At 37.7% G+C, this 24430-nt stretch carries 21 protein-coding genes; 12 read left to right on the forward strand and 9 right to left on the reverse strand.

The window, feature by feature from the left end; genetic code table 11:
• A partial coding sequence (locus DFR62_RS16390; RefSeq protein ID WP_121301305.1) for a heavy metal translocating P-type ATPase occupies positions 1-1522 on the forward strand: 1522 nt, incomplete at its 5' end.
• 120 nt (positions 1523-1642) lie between these two features.
• Here the strand turns inward: DFR62_RS16390 and DFR62_RS16395 are convergent.
• Together DFR62_RS16395 and DFR62_RS16400 are read right to left on the reverse strand one after the other, a co-directional pair.
• A complete protein-coding gene (locus DFR62_RS16395) occupies positions 1643-3061 on the reverse strand; it encodes a murein hydrolase activator EnvC family protein (RefSeq protein WP_121301306.1) in 1419 nt (472 codons plus the stop codon).
• Positions 3062-3472: 411 nt separating this feature from the next.
• Positions 3473-4918: an alpha-amylase family glycosyl hydrolase gene (locus DFR62_RS16400; RefSeq protein ID WP_101189072.1), complete on the reverse strand. Its 1446-nt coding sequence runs from the start codon at positions 4916-4918 to the stop codon at positions 3473-3475.
• A gap of 305 nt (positions 4919-5223) precedes the next feature.
• Here DFR62_RS16400 and DFR62_RS16405 point away from each other — a divergent pair, with 305 nt between their 5' ends.
• The gene (locus tag DFR62_RS16405; protein ID WP_101189073.1) at positions 5224-5454 is read left to right on the forward strand and encodes a hypothetical protein; all 231 of its coding nucleotides are present in this window, start codon (positions 5224-5226) and stop codon (positions 5452-5454) included.
• A 109-nt stretch (positions 5455-5563) separates the two neighbouring features.
• Here the strand turns inward: DFR62_RS16405 and DFR62_RS16410 are convergent, their stop codons facing one another.
• Together DFR62_RS16410 and DFR62_RS16415 are read right to left on the reverse strand one after the other, a co-directional pair.
• Positions 5564-6493 (reverse strand): cation diffusion facilitator family transporter, encoded by a 930-nt coding sequence (locus DFR62_RS16410; protein WP_068870655.1) that lies wholly within the window; start codon positions 6491-6493, stop codon positions 5564-5566.
• 79 nt (positions 6494-6572) lie between these two features.
• Positions 6573-7421 (reverse strand): cation diffusion facilitator family transporter, encoded by an 849-nt coding sequence (locus tag DFR62_RS16415; RefSeq protein ID WP_121301307.1) that lies wholly within the window; start codon positions 7419-7421, stop codon positions 6573-6575.
• A 302-nt stretch (positions 7422-7723) separates the two neighbouring features.
• On the opposite strand from DFR62_RS16415, the gene DFR62_RS16420 reads away from it, so the two are divergent.
• The 3 genes from DFR62_RS16420 (at position 7724) to DFR62_RS16435 (ending at position 10749) form a co-directional block, all read left to right on the forward strand.
• Positions 7724-8341: a class I SAM-dependent methyltransferase gene (locus tag DFR62_RS16420; RefSeq protein ID WP_101805611.1), complete on the forward strand. Its 618-nt coding sequence runs from the start codon at positions 7724-7726 to the stop codon at positions 8339-8341.
• 88 nt (positions 8342-8429) lie between these two features.
• A complete protein-coding gene (locus DFR62_RS16425; protein WP_101805610.1) occupies positions 8430-8858 on the forward strand; it encodes a VanZ family protein in 429 nt (142 codons plus the stop codon).
• A gap of 1075 nt (positions 8859-9933) precedes the next feature.
• Complete coding sequence (locus DFR62_RS16435; RefSeq protein WP_121301308.1) at positions 9934-10749, forward strand: ZIP family metal transporter; 816 nt, start codon at positions 9934-9936, stop codon at positions 10747-10749.
• 45 nt (positions 10750-10794) lie between these two features.
• Here the strand turns inward: DFR62_RS16435 and DFR62_RS16440 are convergent, their stop codons facing one another.
• Entirely contained in the window at positions 10795-11757 is a 963-nt protein-coding gene (locus tag DFR62_RS16440; protein ID WP_101189117.1) for an arsenic resistance protein, read from the reverse strand.
• Positions 11758-11880: 123 nt separating this feature from the next.
• On the opposite strand from DFR62_RS16440, the gene DFR62_RS17660 reads away from it, so the two are divergent.
• Together DFR62_RS17660 and DFR62_RS16450 are read left to right on the forward strand one after the other, a co-directional pair.
• Complete coding sequence (locus tag DFR62_RS17660) at positions 11881-12066, forward strand: Ada metal-binding domain-containing protein (protein WP_374703400.1); 186 nt, start codon at positions 11881-11883, stop codon at positions 12064-12066.
• Positions 12067-12347: 281 nt separating this feature from the next.
• Entirely contained in the window at positions 12348-13148 is an 801-nt protein-coding gene (locus DFR62_RS16450) for an SMI1/KNR4 family protein (RefSeq protein ID WP_101805609.1), read from the forward strand.
• 312 nt (positions 13149-13460) lie between these two features.
• On the opposite strand, the gene DFR62_RS16455 is transcribed toward DFR62_RS16450, so the two are convergent.
• Positions 13461-13895: a hypothetical protein gene (locus DFR62_RS16455; RefSeq protein ID WP_121301309.1), complete on the reverse strand. Its 435-nt coding sequence runs from the start codon at positions 13893-13895 to the stop codon at positions 13461-13463.
• Between the two features lie 109 nt (positions 13896-14004).
• Between DFR62_RS16455 and DFR62_RS16460 the strand changes: the two genes are divergently transcribed.
• A complete protein-coding gene (locus tag DFR62_RS16460) occupies positions 14005-14376 on the forward strand; it encodes a hypothetical protein (RefSeq protein ID WP_121301310.1) in 372 nt (123 codons plus the stop codon).
• Between the two features lie 905 nt (positions 14377-15281).
• Positions 15282-15710 (forward strand): DUF4181 domain-containing protein, encoded by a 429-nt coding sequence (locus tag DFR62_RS16465; protein WP_121301311.1) that lies wholly within the window; start codon positions 15282-15284, stop codon positions 15708-15710.
• Between the two features lie 511 nt (positions 15711-16221).
• Here DFR62_RS16465 and DFR62_RS16475 read toward each other — a convergent pair.
• Together DFR62_RS16475 and DFR62_RS16480 are read right to left on the reverse strand one after the other, a co-directional pair.
• Entirely contained in the window at positions 16222-16572 is a 351-nt protein-coding gene (locus tag DFR62_RS16475) for a hypothetical protein (RefSeq protein ID WP_121301313.1), read from the reverse strand.
• A gap of 253 nt (positions 16573-16825) precedes the next feature.
• Complete coding sequence (locus DFR62_RS16480; RefSeq protein ID WP_121301314.1) at positions 16826-17275, reverse strand: hypothetical protein; 450 nt, start codon at positions 17273-17275, stop codon at positions 16826-16828.
• Positions 17276-17584: 309 nt separating this feature from the next.
• Between DFR62_RS16480 and DFR62_RS16485 the strand changes: the two genes are divergently transcribed.
• From DFR62_RS16485 to DFR62_RS16495, 3 genes are all read left to right on the forward strand, one after another.
• Positions 17585-18199, forward strand: a complete 615-nt coding sequence (locus DFR62_RS16485) for a recombinase family protein (protein ID WP_121301315.1) — start codon at positions 17585-17587, stop codon at positions 18197-18199.
• A 161-nt stretch (positions 18200-18360) separates the two neighbouring features.
• Positions 18361-19434, forward strand: a complete 1074-nt coding sequence (locus tag DFR62_RS16490; RefSeq protein WP_121301316.1) for a dsDNA nuclease domain-containing protein — start codon at positions 18361-18363, stop codon at positions 19432-19434.
• Positions 19431-21119 carry a coiled-coil domain-containing protein gene (locus tag DFR62_RS16495; RefSeq protein WP_121301317.1) on the forward strand — a complete coding sequence of 563 codons (1689 nt, stop codon included), beginning with the start codon at positions 19431-19433 and terminating at the stop codon, positions 21117-21119. The genes DFR62_RS16490 and DFR62_RS16495 overlap by 4 nt, the downstream gene beginning before the upstream one ends.
• Before the next feature lie 131 nt (positions 21120-21250).
• On the opposite strand, the gene DFR62_RS16500 is transcribed toward DFR62_RS16495, so the two are convergent.
• Positions 21251-24418 carry a type I restriction endonuclease subunit R gene (locus DFR62_RS16500; protein WP_121301318.1) on the reverse strand — a complete coding sequence of 1056 codons (3168 nt, stop codon included), beginning with the start codon at positions 24416-24418 and terminating at the stop codon, positions 21251-21253.
• Positions 24419-24430: the final 12 nt, after the last annotated feature.

Below are 24430 nucleotides of genomic sequence, written 5' to 3' on the forward strand. Positions count from 1 at the left end.
TAATACAGCTACAATCAAACGTGGAACACAAGAGTTCGAAGTAGATGTAGAGGACATTCAGGTCGGTGACATCATGATCATTAAACCAGGACAAAAATTGGCAATGGACGGCGTTGTCGCAAAAGGGAATTCGTCAATTAATCAGGCAGCAATTACAGGCGAATCTTTGCCTGTCCATAAAAGTGCTGGAGATGAAGTATTTGCAGGCACACTCAATGAAGAGGGTGCATTGGAAGTACTTATCACCAAGAGAACTGAAGACACTACGATTGCAAAGATTATTCACTTAGTTGAGGAAGCCCAGGCAGAGCGTGCCCCTTCCCAGCAGTTCGTAGACAAGTTCGCAAAGTATTACACACCAGCTATATTAATTATCTCCCTTTTAGTCGCCGTCCTCCCCCCCTTACTTATAAATGGGGAATGGAACGAATGGATTTATCGCGGCTTAGCAGTTCTAGTTGTGGGGTGCCCTTGTGCTCTCGTCATTTCTACGCCTGTCGCTATTGTCACAGCAATCGGCAATGCTGCTAGAAATGGCGTATTGATTAAAGGGGGGATCCACTTAGAAGAAACTGGCCGTCTCAAAGTCATTGCTTTTGATAAAACGGGGACACTAACGCATGGAACTCCCGAAGTAACGAATATTGTTTCCCTGTCAACCATGACTGAAAAAGAAGTCCTTAAAACAGCTGCATCCATTGAAAACCTCTCTCAACATCCGCTGGCGGCTGCTGTTTTGCGAAAAGCGCAGAGCTCCAATATTATTTTAGCTGAAGTAGAGAACTTCCAGTCCATGACCGGCAAAGGCGCAAAAGCCGAAGTCGACGGCCAACTGTATTACATTGGCAGTCCTCATCTGTTTACAGCTGAATTAGAACGGTCACCTGAAATTTCAGCGGGTATTGAAGCGCTTCAAGCTGACGGCAAGACCGTAATGCTGTTAGGGTCCCACACTGGGATCAAAGGATATATAGCAGTAGAAGACCAGGTCAGATCCGCTAGCTCTACTATCATTCAAAAACTATACGATTTGGGCATTCAGAAAACGATTATGCTCACAGGTGATAATAAACTGGCAGCTACTTCAATCGGCAATAAACTTCATTTGACTGAAGTTAGATCAGATTTAATGCCCGAAGATAAATTAGATGCCATTAAATCTTTACGAAAACAGTTTGGCAAGGTTGCAATGATTGGCGATGGAGTAAACGATGCGCCGGCACTAGCAACTTCTACTGTCGGAATTGCCATGGGCGGGGCCGGGACTGACACAGCGTTAGAAACGGCAGATATCGCACTTATGGCAGATGATTTAGATAAACTCCCTTATACTATTGGGTTAAGCAGAAAAACTTTGAAAATCATCTTTCAAAACGTAGCTTTTGCTTTAGGGCTTAAATTGCTAGCCTTGCTGTTAATCATTCCTGGATGGTTAACACTATGGATGGCCATATTTGCTGATATGGGTGCCACATTGATTGTCGTATTGAATTCTCTGCGCCTCATGAAAACCAAATATTGAGCCAACCCCGCATAACCCGGATCGTTTTATCCTGGAATCCTAACTAATAAAAAGAGCCAGCCGTTCATTTATTGAACGGCTGGCTCTTTTGGATAGAAACATGGTGAAAAGATTTGCTTATCAAGAACCGATGTAGTTTCTTGGATCTACTGCATTTGAACTTGAACCATTCCAGATACCAATGTGAATTTCAAAATGAAGATGTGACCCTGTAGAACGGCCAGTACTTCCCATTCCGCCGATTCGTTGTCCCTGAGTCACTTTTTGTCCTTCAGATACGTTAAGCGCGCTCATATGGCCATATACAGTAGTGAACGTTTGTCCGTTGACGGAATGGGTGATAACTACCGCATTTCCTAATCCCCCCATAACACCTGCATGAGAAACATATCCATCTGCAGCAGCTGTTATTGCTGTACCGACACCATTTGCAATATCCATGCCTGAAGTAAACTCAGGTCCATCACCAATATCACGCCATCCAAAGTTAGATGTCACTCGTCCAGTAGTCGGCCGAATGAAGGGAGATCCTGACGATACAGCTGGGGTAGCCTGAGCTTCTGGCTCGCTTGCTAATACAGCCGATTCTGTAGATTTTGACGAACTTTCAACAGACTCCGCAGATTTTTCGGCTTTTTGTTCTTGCGCTTTTTGTGCTTGTACTTTTTGTGCTTGTGCTTTTTTCTTTGCTGCCTGCTCTGCTGCTGCTTTACGTTCCTGAGCTAACTTACGTTTTCGTTCTTCTTCAGCTTTTCTAGCTACTTCGGCTAGACGTTCTTGCTCTTTGGTAATTTGATTTTCTAAATCTGCTGATACATCAAGTGCTTCAGAACGTTGTTGCTCTAAATCGGATTTTTCTGCTGCCAATCGCTGCTGTTCTGCCTTCAAATCTTTTGCGAGACCGTCTTGTTCAGCTTTTTGTCCATTGAGCTCATTTCTAAGTTTTTCAAGCTCTGCTCTACGCTCTTCTTGCTTAGCAAGCTTGGTTTCCACCTGGGCCTTTTGATTTGCCAATAATTCTTTATCTTCTTCTTGGGTACGCATGATTTCACGGTCGGCTTCAATTAACGTGTTAACAGCCGAAAATCGATCAATAAAATCAACAAAATCCTCAGCCCCAAGCAAAACATCTATATAATCAACGGATCCGCCACTCATTTGGATAGCTCGTGCCCGTTCTTTCAGTAATTCTGTTCGCTCATCAATTTTTTTCTTTAACTTAGCGATTGAATCTTTTAAATCCTTTATTTCCGCTGTCGTTTGTTCAATTTCGCCTTCGACAACTGCAACTTTTGATGTCGTTTCTTGAATTTGTTTATCCAAGCTTTGAATTTCTTCCATGATTTTTTCCAGAGCTGATTGATTCTTGGAAATTTCGTTTGCTTTATTATTAATTCCTTTGTTTAAATCATTCTGTTTTTGCTCTATTTCCTGTTTCTCTTGTTCGAGTTCACTCAATTTATCCGCATTTACTGTAGGCATTAAAATCGAGAATGCCAAAATAGAAGATAAACCTGTTACTAACCACTGCTTTCTCATTGTTACTTCCCCTCTCGTACTTTAACTCTTATTTCTTTATGTATAGGTTAGTGCTACATCATTTAAAATTCGCGCTAAAACATATCGTTTTATAATCAGGTGTCTTCCAGGACTCACCAATAGTTTCAAAACACTTTGTTATTCAGGGAACCCGATTTTAAAATCCAACTGCATCAGTGTATCATGGGGCTCTTTTACATTTGTTACAGGAACCTTGCAATTTCGTTTTTAATTCAAGGTTTTTCCCAGTGCAGAATCTCAGCTTTTTTATTCATTTTTTCTGTAAGTACCAATCGATGCTCCTAATTAGGAGATGGCGGAATCAAATAAAGATGCTTGGATATATGATATACCCAAGCATCTTTATCCATTCTAAAGCCGCTATGACCGTATTGAATTTTTAAGAAGGAATTATTTTTTAGCAGTGGCAGCCTTCTTTTTCTTTCTTCCTCGACGCCAAGCTAAAAACAAGAACGTTAAGAAGGAGATGTATAAGACTACTAACGCTGCGATATAGGCTTTATTGAAGCCTTTTTGTTCGATGATATTGAAAGCTTCTCCTAATTCTCTATCTAAAGTGATCCGGTAATTTCCCTCTTCATCCTGACGCGCAATATTGTTTTCGAATAATCCACGCAATTCCTTATCGTCGCCAACTACACTGGCTGGCAAAGTCAAACTTTGTGTAGAGGAAGAATTGTTAATTGCGATAATCCAGGTTTCTTCTTCGTTTGACCGCTTATATACAAACCAGCCGTCTTCCTCGTGCAATACTTCCATACTACCCGTCCGCAAGGCTGCTGATTGATTCCGAAGAGAAGTCAAGTTGGCTATATGGTCGATTAATTCCTCATCTACCCCTAAGTCCAAGATAGGGTGGGTATCAGGAGCTGTTTGCCCATTAACAGCAATTTCAGAACCATATTGTATGACAGGAATCCCTGGCATAGTTAATAATTGAAAGGTAAGCAACTTCCATCGTGTTGGCGGGAAGCCGCCTTCTTGGACTGTGTCCGCAGTGAACCGGGAAGTGAGGAGAGAATCAACTTGAATCAGCTTGCCCTCTGCTTCTTCCCAAGAACCGGAAAGCTCTGTTTCATTAGGGTTAAAACTCTTATAGCTATCTCTTAAAGCAGTCTCAATTCCTGGCATGACCACAGCATCAAGGCCGTCTTGAGGTGGTGTTACATCATCGCTTATTACATAGAGATCCCGAATGCTTTTTAGGCTTTCAGAAAATCGAGTGATAAAGGCTGGATCCAAGCTATCTGCCTTTTTTATTCGAATACCGTCAATCGCATATTTTTCGATGAAGCCTTCAAATTGTCCAATTAATTGATCTTGTACTTCACGATTAGCGGTCTCCAGAGCGATGGTTCCATTTTCATTTTCAACAAACCATTCAGGATGGCTTTCCCGCCATACATGTTGTTCACTCAATTCCTGAGTCGGCAGATCAATCATTACCTTTAAATCCAGTTCATGGGCTTTGTTTATAACTTCCTCCCATTCCTCCTGGGTACCAAAACGCGACTCTAACTCATCGTAATCCACTACGGCTGTCCCATCATAGGAAGTCGCAGAGAAGACAGGCCCAACGGAAATCATAGTAAACCCCATATCTTTTATGTACTGCATTTCGCTGGTCAGTCCTGCAAAATCTCCCCCGCTAAATGAATTAGGGTCTAGGGAATTCACATTGATATCATTTTGAATTCCCTTATTAAAGAATCGATCCACCAATAGGTCATAAATAATTTCATCTTGCAATTCATTATTCTCTGAAGCTTCTATCGGCCTTGCTAAATTGAATAGTAAAAATCCCACCAACAGGATTGAAACCCATCTCTTTTTCACACAGTTTTCCTCCTCAAAAATACCAAACTCGTTTTCAGATTCGGTTCAGTGTAACAAATATCAATTTTCTCTTCTATATAAAATTAAATACTTCATAAACTCTGCTTAAAGTTTTATCGATCCTGTGAATATTTAAGCATACCCGGATAAAGCTTCAGTAGGTTAAACTATTAGTAAACTTTATTCTGTAATTAAGGAGTCAATAGGTATTGATTTTCTCTAATCATGTATTACAGTTAAACAGGATATTAACAATGTTCCAAAAATGAACTACCGCAATTTCACTAATCCTAAGGAGGAATATCATGCTCTCTTCAAATAAAAAGCCACAAGATAAATCGACAACTTTTGGATTTCTATTTTACTTTGTGGCCTTGCTCGGCTGGTCTATTTATGATTTTTTTGTCACGGGTACTACTGGATGGCAAGTACCGATTCTATTTCTTGGGTTTGCCATCTATCTGTGGACAAAAGTATTTTATCAGCAACGAAAAATAAAAGAGACAGTAAAAGAGTCCGAGCTGAAACTCAAGTGAATGATAAGGGGACAATAAAAAAGAGCGACGGGCTTTCCGTCGCTCTTTTTTATCAAAATATTTTTGAACACTCTATTCCAGACACTTTCAAATGAATCCTCTGCGAAAGCTAACGGGAGTCTTCTAAATCCTTCAAATCCCCGTGAATGGACTCTATATGGGGATGGTCTTGTGATTCCAATTGAATTGTTATGTGGGTAATTTGTTGTTTTATCATTGCAGCCTCTATCTCTCTCAATATGAGTTGGCTTTCTTCGAAAGAAAGGCCATTCTCTATCACCACATGGCCCGATAATGCATTTTTTCCGCTAGTGATGCTCCAGACATGCAAATCGTGTATATTATTTACTCCTGGGATTTTTTCAATCGTATCTGTTATGCGATCGATACTTACATCTGTGGGGGTTCCTTCCATCAATACATGAATGGCTTCCTTTGTAACACGCCAACCACTTATTAAAACAAGTATGGCTACAACGACACTAGCTAAAGGATCGGCCCATGCCCAGCCGAAAAAGATTATTAGCAATGCGGCTGTTATGGCTCCTACAGAACCCAACAAATCACTCAGTACGTGTAGGAAGGCGGCCCGAAGATTCAAATTGTCCTTAGTATCTCCGCCTCTGGTCAAAATCCAGGCAACCAATATATTTACTAATAGACCGATAATGGCAATAATCAACATGCCTGTTGTAGCGACTTCTGGCGGATCAGAAAACCGATGGTAGGCCTCGTAAAAAATGTAAAGTGAGATTAATACTAATGTTACTCCATTGAAGACGGCAGCTAAGATTTCGAACCTCTTGTAACCATAGGTCTTAGCTTGATCCGCTGCCTTTTCCCCAATTGTAAAAGCTAAAAACCCAATACCTAAGGAAATCGAATCGCTTAACATATGTCCAGCATCCGCAATCAATGCCAGGCTATTTGTCAGAAAGCCGCCAATCGCTTCTACGACCATATAAACCGTAATAATCAAAAAAGAAATTAATAAAGTTTTTTTATTGCGTCCATGTGCGTGGTCATGGTCACTCCCCATTTACGATACCTCCCTTATTGGATATCTTTGCAAAAGTAAAATTGATCAACTGGTTATTCACATAATAGGATCTTGGCAATCACTGAGTTTTCCAATCCATTTCAATTGTGGAATGAATGATGTGAAGATCCGAAATTGTACTCCGGACCTTTTCCTTAGTTGCAGTTGATTCTGCCAAATTTTCTCCAGTGACCGAGAGGCACACATTCATTGCGTGCTCCTCCCCATCAATTGACCATATATGCAGATCCTTTACTGAAAGTACCCCAGGAATTTTCTCAATTCTTGAATGGACTTCATCCAAATTGATGTCCTGAGGTACACCTTCAAGCAAAATCTTCATGGTTTTCGATAAATTCCGAAAAACATTGAACAGTATAAATAAAGCAATGGCAATCGATAAAATGGGATCAAGTATATGGATGTCTTTGAACAACAAAACAATACCTACTATTAGTACGGCCACCCAACCTAGGACGTCTTCTAATAGATGCCAAGTAAGCACGCCTTCATTTACTGACTTGCCTTTATGTAGCCTGTATGCCGCAAATCCATTTAACAACACACCTGCAACTGCAAACCAAACCATTCCTTGGGCATTGGAGTGCTCGGGGTTGAATAGAAGAGGTATGGCTTGAAAGAAAATATAAACAGAACCCGCAATTAAAATGAGTGCATTAATCAAAGCTCCCAGCAGCGAAAAACGCTTGTAACCGAAACTGAACTTTTGGTCTCCTTCCTTCTTCGAGAATTTTTGCAGAAACCAAGAAAGCCCCAATGCTGTTGCATCCCCCAAGTCATGTACGGCATCAGACATAATAGCCACGCTATTAATTAAGAAGCCCCCAATGAATTCGCCTATAGAAAAAAGCAAGTTGATGAAAAAAGCCAATTTGATATTTTTTTCATCCTTATGAGCTGTTGCCATCTGTTATCCTCCTCTCTCAGTACATTTAAATAAAAATGACGTACAAATTTTGATTCTTACTCTTGCTTAATTAACTAACTCCATTTTGCTGAGTAGTCACTATATTCCCCAAAGCTCATGAAATACACCTTGGTATATGATGTGTGCAATTCCACAATTACTTATGACGAAGAATTTCGGCCAGCAGGAAATTATGTAAGATTTAAAGAATGTGACAGAGAAAAAGGAATTTCATACTCCTTTTCATCTGTTCTATACTTGCCTATGCCAAATATTGACATCCTAACTAGGAGGTAGAGAGAGTGAACAATACATGGAACAAAATAATGTATAGAATTTGGTCGCCTATCTATGACCAGATCTTCAACACTGGGCCTTTCTTAGAAGCGAGGAAGAAAGTTTTCCAAGATGTTAAGTTTGAAAAACACTCAAATCTATTATTTGTAGGAGTGGGGACAGGGGCCGATTTGGAATTATTCAATCCTCAACACTTTACTATTACCGCTATTGACTTATCTCCCGACATGTTAGAAAAAGCTCGCAAAAAATATCCGGAGTCTGCTATTAATTTTTTAGAAATGGATGCTCAAAAATTGAATTTTGACGACAATCAGTTTGATTTTGTCATTGCCAGCCTGATACTTTCTGTTGTACCTGATCCGAATACTTGTTTGAGAGAAATGGCACGCGTCCTCAAAAATAGTGGGGAACTCATTATTTTTGATAAGTTTTCTTCAACTGAAACAAGCTCTTCAATTCAACGAAGACTAGTTAGGCCTTTCGTAAAACTACTTGGGACCGATATTGCCTTGAGTTTCAAAGCTTTGTTCGAAGAAAACAAACGGTATCTGAAGCTCATAGACAAAAGCCCTGTCATGTTTAACGGTTTTTATACTAAAATTCGCCTCCGAAAAGAATAAAAACTTTAGTAGATTGTCTTTGACTTACTCAAAACCTTCTCAAAAATCTAGTTGGATTTCCTACTTAAACTAAGAAAGGACAGTGTCAATGCGATTCCCTCTCTTTTTAGTAGTTCTATGGGCATCAGTGATTTTAGCGGTTATGTCCACAAGCGATGCATATGCTTTTTTAGTTGATCAAGTCGTAGAGTATCAGATAAACTTGCAGCCTAACTTTCTTGAATTACTGAAATTTAGTGACGTTGCTTTCAATGATGCTTTTTACTTAGCACAAAAAACTGGCCATTTGTTATCCTTTGGGATTCTGTATATTTTAATGTTCATTTGGCTAAAGCAAACTTTCTATTCTTGGTTTTTATGCACATCGTTTGCCTTTTTCTCAGAAGTTTTTCAGTTGTTTTTCGATAGAAATGGTAGGCTCTTTGATGTGGGCATCGATTTAATTGGTATTTTTCTAGCCCATCAACTGATTATCAGAGTTCTCAACTTTAAAAATGAATTCAGTAAAAATAACTAGGAGACGATGCTTTTCTAGCTAACCGCAACAATCCGTACTGAGAAGAATAAAACAAGTCTCAAGTTCTCCATAGCCCAATAATGCCTTTTCTACGGTATATAATCTGATGGCATTCAAGAATTTTTAATATCTTAGTAAGTCGATAAGTCGACAAATTCAAATCCTTCTCTACCTCTTTAGTATTTTTGACTAGCACTCCGCAGGAAGTAGAATTCCTCAAAAAATACGTTATAAATCTAAGTCCACTTCTCAGTGTTTCTTTCTTCTCTTCTGCTAAGCATTTTCTGACTTCTTTTATGACCTTAGTCTCTGAATTCGAAAAAGAACACTCATTTTTACTTTTCACTAATAAATCTCCTCACTTTTATATCTCGAAACTAAAAAACCAATAGATTAAGCCATTACATTAATAGGATATGCTAACATCCACAAACTTATTTACATTTAGTGCAGTTAATTTATTAATCCCCTCCGCATGAAAATTTAAATGACGAATAGCGAGGATTGGGTCAAGGAAACGAAAATAATACATGCTATACTTGTCTGACTCCTGTCTTCGTTAACTTCTATATTTCCAGTCAACTGTTCCATGGCATAGGTAATTACTTATTAGACAGTATAAATAATTTTAGGACTTCAAGTTAATTATGTAAACACCCGATATACAAGCTTCAACTGTTAGTTGGCCATAAGCAACATACGTAATTTGGGAGCTCAGTAATAAGCAAATCATATACAATAATATATCTATTGAAAAGGAAAGAATACACGATTCTTCTTACAAATGGATTATAGAGAATACATTCAACATTATTCCAAGCCAAAGAGTTTTTCAGTAACCCATTCATAAAGTTACACTAACTCTGAATGACTATATCACCAAATAACTCGCTGCTTTATAAATCAAGTTACCATACAGGTTTTCAAAAGAAGCTGATATGTAAAGCTCATGAAGAAGTGAGCTTTACTCAGCTTTTTTTATTGCATTTAATTAACTGAACCCACCTTTTTTTGCTCGAAACAAAACATAGCATCAAGTTTTTCGAAATACATTTTTCATAGGAGGAAAATTGATATGATGGAGTTGTTTAAAGGTCTAGATCCAGTTGTTCAAGCATTTATTGGTACATTATTCACATGGGGCATGACGGCACTGGGCGCAGCGTTAGTATTTACTACAAAAGGCGTCAATCAACGTTTCATGGATAGCATGCTCGGGTTTGCTGGAGGGGTAATGATTGCAGCAAGTTATTGGTCGCTTCTTGCTCCTGCCATTGATATGGGAGAAGGTGGCTCTTTACCAGCTTGGATGCCTGCGGCCATCGGCTTTTTACTGGGCGGCATATTTTTATGGTCAGTAGATAAAATCCTCCCTCACCTTCATCCAAATGCATCCTTAGAAAAGTCTGAGGGATTCCACTCAGCTAAAAGAAAGAAGAGCTCTTTGCTTGTTTTCGCCATTACACTACACAACATTCCCGAAGGGCTAGCAATCGGCGTGGCATTCGGAGCTGTGGCTGCTGGATTTCCGTCGGCCTCTCTAGCAGGTGCAATTGCTTTGGCAATCGGCATCGGTATCCAGAACTTCCCGGAAGGCCTAGCTGTCTCCATGCCTCTTCGACGCGATGGATTTTCGCGGCGAAAAAGCTTTCTTTACGGTCAATTCTCTGGGATGGTTGAACCGGTCGCCGCCATCATCGGTGCGCTGGCAGTGGTGTTTATAGAACCCTTACTGCCTTATGCATTGAGCTTTGCAGCAGGTGCAATGATTTTTGTAGTCGTTGAAGAAGTAATTCCAAGTTCCCAAGAAAAAGGGAATTCAGACTTGGCTTCGATGAGTTTAATGGTTGGGTTTACAATCATGATGATTCTTGATGTCGCCCTCGGCTAATTTCAAGTAAGCTCCGAACCTAGGCCTGTGAAACGGATATTATATTTAGCTTTCTCCTATACTTGCTCTCCTTAGAGAAAGCAACAACTGGGAAACGAGTGCTAGAATGGGCAATTCGATCAACGGGCCGATAACCAAGGCCAAGGCGATTAGAGGCTGGTCCGGAAAGGCGACAACTGCAATGGCCAGTGAGACAGGCGAATTACGTGCGATAGTCGTCAGGCTTAAGCTCACCGTATCTTCATAGGAAAACTTCAGGGCTTTCCCTGCTGTTTGCACCAAAATAAAATTAATAATAAAGAACAATAAAACAGGCAGCAGCAAGATGGAAATGATTTCAAGATTATTAAGTAGGTACTTCCCTTGAGAAGCAAATATCGCCATAATCGCCAAAGATAAAAAGAAAATCTGTGCGGTAGCGAAAAAAGAGACGAGTTTCTCATTCAAGAAGGCTTTTCTCTTCCGCAAGGCATAACGCGTCAAATGTGCTAGCGCAAACGGAATAGCCAGTACGAGGACAATGCTTTTGCCGATAGTCGACAATGGAATCGGCTCAATTGTGCCAGCGAAAATGAATAGGTAAACCGGCAACAGCACGACCTGCAGAATCAAATTAATCGGCAAAACGGACGTGGACAAGGGCACATTCCCTTTGGCAATGGAAGTGAACATGAGGTACCAGTCTGTACAAGGCGTTACCATCAGCATGATAAATCCAATCCACAGGGCTGGATGATCTGCAAGGAAGATCGCCCCAAGTCCCCAGGCCACTAAAGGTGTCCAGACAAAATTGATAAGCATACTGACAGTGAAAAACTTGCGATTTTCAAAAGCATCCTTCAGGTACTGCAATGGAATGGTTAAAAATAATCCATAGAGCATCAGCAATAAAAATGGCACGATGAAGGATTCGGCGTATTGCTCAAAAAAGTGGATCTGGCCAAATAAAAGGCCGAGTCCAACTGCGCTTAGAATAATGACGGTTTGAAATTTCTCTAATATGTTCATAACGACACTCCTTCTATAAAAGAGAGAAAGTGTGCGCGACTTACTCTTCTCTATCAGGGTAACGGAAGTGGTATCCGATTGCTTTGTTAATTTTGATTGTGAATCCGAACGGAGGAGAAAACCCTGAAAAGCTATTGGTGGCAATTAAATTCTAGCAATAACAAAGGGTATGACGCAGAATTCTATTACGCCCTCTCTACAACCAAAACTATATTCCGACCCTCTTGTCCTTCCCGTACCTCAACCCCTAAAACGTGTCGATCTTTTCCACAGTGGCAGAGGTCATTCCTCAAGAGCGAACTGATCTAATAGTGTAAACACAGTTTCTTCTATCCTAAATTAGCTGTTTCACATCATTCATAAAAGACAAATTCTCAAAATAAAGGGAAAGAAGAATGCAGTTAGCAACCTCTTCTTTCCCTTTCTATTAATGTAGCTACCGATAATCCGGCATTATGTAAACGTATGGATATTAAAAATTTTTTAACTTCCTATTTTTGGTGAAACGGATATTTTCAATCATTTTGTTTTATTATGGTTAGTAACAATATTAAACAAGACTATTCAATAGAATCTAAGGAGGTTACTTGATGCACATATGGGCTAAGGAAGTCGAGGATGATTATAAGTTACCAAAAACTTCAGAAGTAGAGATTGAAAAAACAGAAAAACAACTAGATATGGAATTGCCAGCTTCTTATAAAGAGATTCTTTTAGAACAAAATGGCGGTGCTATACAGTACAATTCAGTGAAGAAGAAAAGTCATCTTGAAACCAATGCGTACATTGAGATTAATCACATATATGGTTGTGGTCAAGGTGGTATTTTAGATTCAGATTATCTCATTAATGAATGGGATCTTCCGAAAAATATTCTTATTTTCAGCGGAGATGGGAATAGCTTTTTTGCTCTTGATTACAGAAAGGATTCAGTAAACCCTTCGGTGATTTATTTGGAACCAGAAACTGAAGAAATTATTGAAGTAGCCCATACATTTGATAATTTCTTAAATAACCTTTCAAAAGAAGAAGTGTTTTTCGAAAATAACGAAAACGACGAAGATTGGGGTACTTCTGAAGAAGCAGCTGAAACGATCTTTTCGGGAAATGATATTCTATTAATCGAAGAGACTTTATTAAATCTTCAATATCCAGAAAACCATAAATGGTATTTCGAACAGCTCTTGAAATGCGCTACTCATTCAGAGGTACTAATTAGGGAAACTGTTACTAATATCTTAAATAACAATCTTGAAATTTACATTATTGAGTCGGATAAAAACTTACATTTTTTACTTGAAGAAATAATCGAGAAATTAATCGCAGACAAGAACGAAAGCATAAGCTCAGAAGCCAGGGAAATAAGAAAAAGAATAAAGTATAAAGTATAAAGTATAAACACTTTTGAGAAAAAGGTATCCTATTTCCAATGTGTACTCCTTCTCTCAAGGATTCTCAGTGCTTGTAGGAGAATGTCCGGTAAATTTGCTAAGTAGCAGGAGATTAAATGAATACTACACTAAAAAAAGACTTCTTCTAAACAGAGGAAGTCTTTTTTAAGTATTCTTCAATACCGAAAAAGGACAACCTCTAGTTTAGCTTCTCCACTTCCGATAAGGGGTCATATGTCAACCTAATACTAAAAACGGTTTAAAGAGGGAGGAGTATAAGCTAGCCATTTATTCCGAGTTATCTAAAATAACTCACTCGTATTCAGTAACGAATATATTGGACTGCCAATCATCCCATTTTGCCTTAACTTGATTGAGTAGCTCTTCCCCCCCAAGAGTAATTGACCCTTCATGTGAAACATAAATAATCCAACTCATATCTTCACTGAACCAAAATCTTTCGTCGTTATATTTGCTCATCGTTGGAACAAGTGAATTGGTGTCAATTAACCAAATTAGTCGATCTTCGTTCATCTCATATACAGAATTATAATTAAGTTTTAAAAGTATATCTCGTACATCAGTTATCTTCTCTTCGTTTTTATTAATATAATCATCATTAAAAGCTAGAACATCATTACGCTTGCATTTATAGAGAGGGTACCAGTAATGTTGAGTAATATCCCATATAAATTCAATATGTTTTTTTAAGGAGTCGGCTTTTGTGCTTTCCAGTTGTTTCATCATCGTCATTCTCCTTTTAAATAACCTATTTAAATGTACAAGTGATGTACACTCTAAAGAAAAATTGGAATAACTCTTTATGAAAATAACCTATTTGTTAGGAGAGTATATAATGGCTGAATTCCCAGAGGAATTAGACTTTCTTTCTTTATTTGAATGTGAACCCACTATGCTGGATAACTCGAAAGATTATCCGTTTTACTACAATGAAGCGACGTATCGATTTTCTAATGGCTATGAGGACTTCATCGTTAAAATTTCTCCCGCCTATGGAGAAGTAAAGATTCAAGCCATCAAATCCGATTCAAATCGATTAGTTTCAATACTCGATTTAAAAAGAATAGAGAAGTTTGAAATTATTGCAAATACCAAGGAACTTGCAAGCGTACTACTAACGGTAATAAATGAAGATAGCCAACAAATAATCGAAATTGATTTTAAGCCTTACTTTAAACAGGTCTTTAAAGAACATTTAACCACATAGAATTACTTCCTGTTTATTATAGGTAAATGAAAATAAATGTAACTTAATTCTACCTTTTAAAACCCATAAATGTAATTTCAAAAACGTTTTTATTTTATGAAAACGTTCCTAAAATATACTTGTTAAAGAGAAAAGGAGAAAAGATGTGCTGACTACAGCCTCTTTTCTCCTTTGTAATATTAGCAACTTCCGATAACGTCATGATATGTAAACTTTATCTTTTTTTATAAGAGATTACACATAACTAGATAAGTCTTTCTTCATTACTCTTCTTTTTTGTTCCAATCTCTTATTACAAAAAACGGAATTATTAAGCTATAAATTAATATAATCCATGAAGTCCATCTTATTTCATAACCTGACTTCATTTGATAAAAGATGTCCACTATGACATATATAAAGGCAAAAAATGAGAGCGTTAAAAGAAAAATCTCACTTTTTCTCTCGGATAATTTCATAATAATCGGTTGATTACCGTATTCATAAACATCCTTTCACCTCCAATTAGATGCTATTGCTGGAATTGTCTTATAGGCAGTGATCACTTCGCTGCATGTGCTAAGCTGGTTAATAACAAATTCAATAATTCCAACACCAGATTTATAATCTTTTTTTCTTTCAATAACGTTTGATAGGTAAACCCCAATCCTTTTAAAAAGCGAGTTTTCAAACTTACTGTCATTGCATTTTGAATGTATCTTATTTTTGTTCAAAATCAGTTTCGGTGGATTTTCTAATCAAGCTCATGAAACTGGGAGATTGAATGTAACTTAATTAGACTTAAGTTACATTCAAAATCAAGAAGTAGCTTTCACTGAATCTCTCTTTTTTGAAAAAATGAAACTTTAAAGGAAGTAGATTAGTATAGTTAGTGTAACTAATTGAACAGTAAGGGAGGCGACTTCATGTATGGTGTTGAATCTTCTTTTTCGTTAGCTTTACTTCTCATAGTTGCCATTTTCCTCATAATGCTAGCATTATTCAATGCCATCATGCGAAAGTGGTTAAGAGTCGAAAAACCAAAAGCATTCTCTAATAACCATGTAAATGATAAACACAAGAAAATCGATTGGAGCATCCGAATTTTCGGTATCACTATGATGGTAGTAGGATATTTTATTAATGTGATGAGGCTTCCTCAAGAACCTTATTTGCTCCTAGAACCATGGTTTTTGTTGTTGGTATTCCTCTTTGCCACCGAAATCGTAAGAGCAATCATGGAGCGCAAATATGCGAAGAATCCTAATGCCTATCTTTACACAATCAGCCAACTGGTTTTTCTACTTGTATTTCTCATTTCATTATTTACAACTGATTTTTTTGGTTTCTTATAATCAATATAACTAGCCCCTCTACTGGAATGTGAATGTAACTTAATTGCTAATAAGTTACATTCAAAATCGACATTTTTTTCTTTTTAAAAATACGAAACTTTTACTGGAGAAAAATGGTATATATATTACTAGTGAAATTATCAAGCTGTCTCTAGCGAAAGGAACGGTGACATGTTTAAATCCAATCGTACGAATCAATTGCTTAAGATTATTGGTATCTGGTTCATTTACTTTCTGATATTTACGAATGGTACCTTTTCCTATTCCCAAGATAAAATCTTTATTATTCTATCTACAGTATTTTATATTCTGCTGACTATATTTTTCCTTTGGAGAATAAAAAATCCCAGTAAAAAAATGCGCTCAGAAGAGAATAGAGTCTGAAAATAAGCCAGCTTAATAAGAAAGGCCAGATAAAGGATCTCTCTCATCTGGCCTTTTTAAATGTAACTTAATTCACATTAAGTTACATTCAAATCATAGAATTTAAAAAGCTAAAGTTGAACTGAAATTACTTTCCCCCCTCGTTTTTATTGTATAAATCTTTATAGCTAACGACTAGAAGAATGAAAACAAATACCAGGAGCATAAAACTTCTAGCATGGAATCCATCAGTCGCTGAAGTCTCATCAACTATAATGCCTACAGCTATAACTAATATGCTAATGACACTAAAGAGAATAAATAATGGCTTGCGTTTTGAGAAATACTCTTGCTTTACTTCAATTACTAAATAAACGATTGCGAAGATAAGGGAAGCAATACGAGTTAAAAATAAATATTCATGCTGAAGAAAAAACGTTGCAACTAATAAGCCGATCAATGCCAAAATCACGATTATAGAACTTATGTTTTTTTTCATCACAAACTCCTTAAATTTAGTTTTTTTGAACAATATTCTTAAATATTTCACTAGATGTGAATGTAACTTAACTGCACTTAAGTTACATTCACTTTCCTAGTTTAGCGTCTTCCACTTAACCGAGAAACTGTCTCTGGCGGACTGCTGATAATTTCAGGTATATATAAACTCGTACATACTAAAAAGGCAACTCAAAATCCTTGCATAGTATCACTCTCGATTTCTAAATCTCTAGTAAGCTCGTACGGGCTTATTATTTTCCTTCGTATTCAACGGTTTCTTTTATATACTCAACATCACTTTCATCAATTTTATAAAAATCAATCTGATTCCAACTCTCACCTGCTCGTTTCCCAATAATCGCACCATCATCGACAAACCATACTTTTGAATCAATTAAACCGACAGAAGCATTTGGATTATTTAACTCAATATACATATCTGGATTTTCCAAGTCTATATTTGGATTCTCAATCTCCTTGGCGTTCAAGTAAATCATGATGAAATTATCGATAGTAGTTGAATTTTCTACATCAGTAAAAACTTTTTCGTAAATTACTTTGCTTGAATTCTCAACGTCCTCATAACCAATTTTTATTTCTTTCATAATTTCTGCCTTACTTATATTTCCTACGAAAAAGCCTCCCAAAAATATAAGTCCTACAATTACCAAGCTAATAATTAATTTTACTATTTTACTCACATATATCTCTCCCTCATATTATTATTAGAAAATTTAATCCAAAACTATTAGTTAGCTTAACTATACCAATTTCATCCATTTTAAACTATGTAAAAATCAAAACTTTCAGTTATTTATACTTATATTTCACTCCGTCAATGCGTTCGTAAAAGTACACTTTTACGAACGCTTTGAAAACGGCTTAAAATGACCTGAAAAGACGTTCGTAAACGTATAAAAACATTTTACGAACGTTCGCGAATTTACATATACTTTTACGAACGGTTTTCAGATATAATTGAAGGAAATAATCGTTTTTAGAGGTGAATTATGGAGCATCGTAAATTTGGGTACATACGTGTCAGCAGCAAAGATCAAAATGAAGGTCGGCAATTGGACGCCATGAAAAAAATGGGCATCAATGGACGCGATATCTATTTAGATAAGCAAAGTGGTAAGAACTTCGAACGAGCCAACTATCAATTATTGAAACGGGTTATTCGAAAAGGTGACATTTTGTATATACACTCGTTAGATCGATTCGGCCGGAATAAAGAAGAGATTCTTCAGGAGTGGAATGATCTTACGAAAAACATTGAAGCCGATATCGTGGTCTTGGATATGCCATTATTAGATACGACTCAATATAAAGATAGTATGGGAACATTTATTGCGGATTTGGTTTTGCAGATTCTTTCGTGGATGGCTGAAGAAGAACGAGAGCGCATCCGGAAACGGCAACGTGAAGGAATTGACTTAGCGTTGCAAAATGGGATTCAATTTGGCCGACCAACTGTTTTTGTTTCAGAGGAATTCAAAGAGGTTTATAAAAGGTGGAAAGCTAAAGAGCTAACAGCAGTGGAAGCCATGCAAAAAGCTGGAGTTAAAAAGACAAGCTTTTATAAATTAGTGAAAGCATTAGAAGAAGAATCAGTTACACTATAATATAGAAGAAACTCCATAAGAAAAAAACAAATCTACTAGCATTCTTCTTTTTATCTCAAAACTGCCACTTCGAAGTCATTGGCAGGAAAGGGGATTGCTAAGCCGTTTACATATGTTATATTTAATGAAATAAAATTAACAAATATTGGGGGGGACTTTAAGTGTCAATAACTGAACATTATATGAATCTTCCCTTTGATTTATCAGGCTCACGCGCCAAAAATAGATTTCGTAATGAGCTGCTTTGGGGACTGAAGAAAATGCTTGAGTTATACAAAGAAAGCGATGACTTTACCATGGTATTTGATTACAGTTGTGATATTGAAGTCCATAAAAAAGATGATTTAGAGTTTTATCAACTAAAAACCCAAAATAGTCCTAGTTCCTATACAATTGATAAAATTTTAAAGCCAGGTAAAACTGGAGATTCTATTTTCGGTAAATTATATATTTTAAAATATGATTCTAGAAAAAAAGAAAAAGATGATATTAAAATCTCTCTGGTTTGTAATGCTCCTTTAAATGATGGAAAGAAAACATTTAACGATATTGAGGTTGTTAATATGGCTACCATCGATTCCAAAGCAGTGAATAAAATAAAAGAAAAGATGAAAAATGAGCTTAAACTTACAAAGGAAATTAACTTAAAAAATTCTCATTATGAAAAAACTAGTATGGATCTTATATATCCAGAAAAAAATTTGATTGGAGAGATAGTTTTATTTTTTGAAGATACATTTAAAAGTGAACCGAAGAAAGCGAATATGCTTTTCAAAATGTTAAAAGGTGAAATTGAAAGAAAAGCCTCCTTTGAGTTAACAGAAAATAATTACGAAAGCATATTGGAAAAAAAAGGAGTAAGCAGAACTTATTTAGATGTCTTTTTACATAACTATAAAGATACAGCTGACATAGCCATTGAAAAAGCTAAAAAGTTCGTCGAGGATCATTACAAAGATGATTTCCGTGTAAAGTTGTCACTTCTCCGTGCAATCTCCCATATGATGAGTCAACTGTCTCGAAATAACATGCAATTAACTTTATTAGAGGAAGAAATAAAAAACTACTTTTCGGAAGAAAATATCGTAAATCTACCGAAAAAAGAAGTTGAGATCATTGAACAAATTTGCAAAGAAATGATACCCGATAAACCCATTGAAGTCAGTAACAGTGAGATAAAGGCCTTAGTTATAATAGTGATGAAAAAATTAGAAGAGGAGGTGTATGAAATATGAATAAATTAATCGTTAGAACGATATATTTATTTGAACCAAAGAATAAAATGGCAAAACGGATTGATTTTGAAGAAGGAATAAATGTCATCACATCCGATAAGAGGACAGGTAATGATGTAGGAAAATCGATTCTTTTAAAAAGTATATATCACACCTTAGGGGCCGACAGTATATTTGATCATCAATGGACAGCATTGTCTAAGATTTATATTTTACATATAAGTATCAATCAAGCCTTTTATTATATATACAGAAGTGAAAGTCTATTTAAAATATTTGATGATGATTTTAATAAAATATTTGAAACAATAAACCGTTCAGACCTGGCAGTGTTTTTTAAAGATTTATTCGGATTTACAATAGTGTTACCAAACAAGAATACTGAAGAAATTGAAATTGCTTCTCCCGTATACAGTTATCTACTAAATTATGTGGATCAAGATAAAATGGACGGACCAAAATTCAATTCCTTCAGCTCTTTATATCAGTATAAGAACGACAAAAAAGCAATTCTTTACAATCACTTCGGAATTTTTACTGAAGAATATTTTGAAACAGTTGAAAAAATAGAAAAGCTAAAAAGAGAAGAGAAAAATCTTAACGCAGAAAATACAGTCTTTGAAAACATGTTAGAAAGAGTTAAGAGCTATTTACAAGGGCTCGATGCGCCAACTGATATGGATGCCTTAAGAATAGAAATTGAAGAAAGCAAAAAAGAATACACAGCAATTTTCTCCGATTTGAAGAAATACAAAAATAAATTAATGATTTTAAGAAATGAACGTATTCAGCTAGAAATCGATATAACTGAGTTAAAAAAGTGGAAAAAAATGAAGGAAAAAGATGTGGCACTTATTAATGAACACCTTTGCCCTACTTGTTCTCAGGAGTTAGAAAGTGAAAATACCAAACTTAAAATTACTCAAAACAGCCAGTTAGAAGATTTTTACATAATGAAAAATGAACTAGATAGTTTATTGCTTGATATTAAACGACAGCTTGAAATGAATGAGAATCATTATGAACAGTTATTGACTAAACTAAGCCAGTTTGAAGCAGAAATGAATACAAGTAATAATCAAATATCCGACACTTTAAAACATAGGGGATATTTAGAGACACGGGATAACATGCTACAAGAATTTGGCGAAATTCAAGAAAAATTAAGTGTTAATAAAAAGCAAATAACAGAAAACAAGAAAATATTAAAAAGATATGATGATTTGAAAAAGATTGCGAATGAACGTTACGAACAACTAATGAATGAATCGGTCGATTTGTTTGGACTTGAGGAAATACAGCGTGATAAATTAAAAGGAATTGACGGTTCTTTTAATGCTCGAGGAAGTAATATTTCAATAACAACTATAATTTGGTTTTATAACCTTTTAAAGGTGAAATACGAATTGAACCCAGATGCCATACATTTTCCTGTAGTGTTGGACAGTCCCAATAATGTGGAGTTAGAGGATGACAAGCTTCAAGCATTGTTCGATTTTATTTTTAATAATGTAAATACTGGAACACAGTTAATTGTTTCTACTTTAGGCTTCGACCCAAAAACACATCCAGATGTAGAATTTGACAACATAATAAATCTTGAGACCAGAAAATATCATTTACTAAATGAAAAAGATTTTGAAGAGAATAAGGAAATACTAAATGTGATTTTCAATAAAAATTGAGAAAAGAATATTGTTTATTACTATATATTAGACAGCTACCTAAACGAAATCCGGTTAATTTCACTAACATGAAATTAACCGGATTTCTACTTACAATATATTGTGAAAGTAAAACTTAAAACTCTACAAACTCACCTTAATTCGTCCCCTAACGGCACAATAACCTCGTCCAGCAACTGCGTCCACTGACGTTTCATTTCTGGACCGTATTTTAATGGGCTGACCTCTGGGTTAGCCTTTTTGTATTCAGCAAACTGTTTACTTTCTAGGATTCCGCGAATATTGGGAATGGGCTGTGTCCCGACGACGTATTGAATGGCCGATAAATGCAATTCGCTTTCCGAGACAAACCACGTGTCCGCAAATTCTTGAATCGCCCGGTCAAACGATTGCGTGAAGAAGCGTCGTTTCACCACAAACACATCTTCATTTTCATCCACTTCACCCGTATCGATTGCATTCAAAATCCCACGGTATACTTCTTTCACCACAGTTGATTTGTTGAGTTTTTGTAAGGCTGCTTCAATCTCTTCACGGACATCTTGGTTATTCGCTGCGTATGTTTCCAGCAACAAGTTGATATAAGCTGAATCGATATCGTACGTGGTGCTCGCATTCTCCCCAAAAAACTCAATCTCGGAGAAGTCTGGATCGGGTTCATCGTCGTCTCCCGGTTCTATGTCCTTCATTAACGAACCTTTCACCGTATTGTACGTTCCGACATAAGCTTCTAGAGTTTCAACTTGCTCGCGTAATGCAGCGGATTTCTCCATATCATCATTATAATCATCGTAGGTCACCAGGGCTTCGTAGGCGTTACTCAACTCTTGGAAAGCTCCGATAAACTGGATACGCTCTTCAATCGGCGAATGTTCATCGATTTTCGACGGGTCTGACACTTTCGCAATTAGTAATTTGTGTGCTTTTTTGAAGCGCTTTTTCGACTCGTCATACGTTGGATACACCAGTTGATTTTCTTCTTGGGCTTCGGAATACAACTTCGTGGCAGCTCGCACATTCTCTTCCATCGTTACAGGTTTGCGGAACGTCACAATCAACCCTTTGGTCTTTCCTGGGTACGTCCGATTGGTGCGAGAAAAAGCTTGAATCAGATTCGCATAACTCAAGTTGCGATCCACAAACAAGGTTTGAACCGTCGGTGCATCAAAGCCCGTTAACAGTCTGTCCACGACGATGACTAGATCTACTTGCTTCCCAACCTGTTTGAATTCTGCACGTTTCCGTGCTAACCGGTTGTTGATGTCCCCATTGTAGCGATTGATGTCTTCAATCGACCATGAGGTGTTGTAGTAGTCGTTGTACTCCTGAATAATGTCCTTCATTTCATCTTGGTGTTCCTTCGAATCCTCTTCATTTTCTTGCAACGAATAGGTAATCGCAATCCGCGGAAAATCAGGATCTTCAATCGTTCGTCCTGTTCGAATCGGATGCCGTTGAAACTCCTTCGTCATCCAATTTGGATCGGCAGTCATCTTCTTGATGGCTTGGTAATAGCGCTTGGCCATCTCAATCGAACTGGTGGTGAGAATCGCTGATTTCTGAGGACGCCCATTTTGAAAGTCGAATTTTGTATAGGCATTATCCGGACGGAAAATTTTGTGCAGTACTTTTTCAATGTGTTCCTCTTCTTCAAAGAAGGTAGCTTCCAGATACGCTTCCTTTTTGAGTCCATCCATTTCGTCAATGTAATCGTTCAGTTCGTTGTCGCTGAGCTCTGAGAACTTCTCTTGTGGCCGCAGCTGCTTGTAAATGTAATTACTCAGGGACGTCGGTTCGATTGTGTCTTCGTGTTCCACTTGAAAGCCGAGGACCGCACCGTCATCGAGGGCGTTTTTAATGGTGTACGTATGTAGTACTTCGCCGTATTGGTCGTGCGTCGTGCGCGCCAAGCGACCCTTGGCTTGCTTTTTGTTTTCTTCAAAAATCGGTGTACCGGTAAAGCCGAACCATGTGGAATTGGGGAAGAATTGCTTGATGCCTTCCATGCCTTCAGCACTTAACGCCCGGTGGCACTCATCCACCACAAAGACGATGTGTTGACTCATCAGCTTGTTAAAACGCTGGGATCCTTTGTCGGCTTCTTGTTTCTCGGCATACCGCAACGCATTTTCTAGCTTTTGCCGTGTGGTGATGATCACGGTATTCGAATTGGCACTCGATAGTAAGGTATCGCTCAACTCTCTGGAACTTCCCGTCCCGACGATTAAGCTGTTCGATTTGGCTGTACCGGACGAAATGCCGGTATTGAATTCAGAAGCAAATTTGGTGAATTCCGAGGTCGTTTGACTATCCAAGTCTTTCCGGTCAATCAGCATCACCGTGCGGTCGATGCCGGGCTTACGGGCAAGAAGCTTGGTCGAGACAAAGCTCGTTAATGTTTTCCCCGAGCCGGTAGCATGCCACACATAACCGGATTGATGTTTCACTGCTGAGGCAAACAATGCTTCAATCGCGTGGATTTGATACGAATGCAAGACCATGAGCGCTTTGTTGTCTTGGTCTTCACTCACAATCGTGTAATTCGCAATCAACCGGTGCGCATCGGGAATGTTTAGCACTTGCTTGACGAACTCATACAGGTTATCTACCTTTCGGTTGTCTTTCGTGCGCCAGCTAAAGAGAAATTTCTTGTGCATATCTTTTGGCAACGCATTCGCAAAATAGCGTGTGGTCTGTTCATTCGAAATGACGAACAACTGGAGCGTGGCAAAGATATTATTTCGGAACATGCCTTCTTCTGCGTATTTTTTGATTTGATTGTACGCTTGATACACGCCGTCTTTGGAGGTGGCTTGTTTCAATTCGATTTGCACAATCGGCAAGCCGTTGATAAGCAGCGTGACATCAAACCGGCGATCACGTCCATCGGCGTCCACTTTTTGTTTCGCGATTTGATGGACTATCTCATACGTGGAGATGCCTCCTCCGATATCTTGGTTAGAATACAAAACCAACGACAGCGATGGAAGCGCGCTATCTTCTCGTTCTAAAGTGATGCGGGCGATGCCATTCTCACCCTTGAGCCAGCGAGCCGCATCAAATGGCGTTTTCGTCTTCGACAGCAGTTCAGTTTTGATGGTCTCGAATTCTTGATCGGTCAGAGGATGTTCACCGATTTCCGCCAAGTTATTCCGTGTAATCTTCGATCGTAAATTCTGCCAGAGATCTTCTTCGGACTTGAGGTCGGGTCGGTAGTTCCACTGGTTATGCCCTTCGCCGAGGACTTGAATCAAACGACGTTCAACTTCGATTTCTTCGGTATGTCGAATCGTGGTCATGGGTTTCCTCCT

This window comes from Planococcus citreus, from assembly GCF_003664125.1.
In the GTDB taxonomy this organism is placed as follows: Bacteria; Bacillota; Bacilli; order Bacillales_A; family Planococcaceae; genus Planococcus; species Planococcus citreus.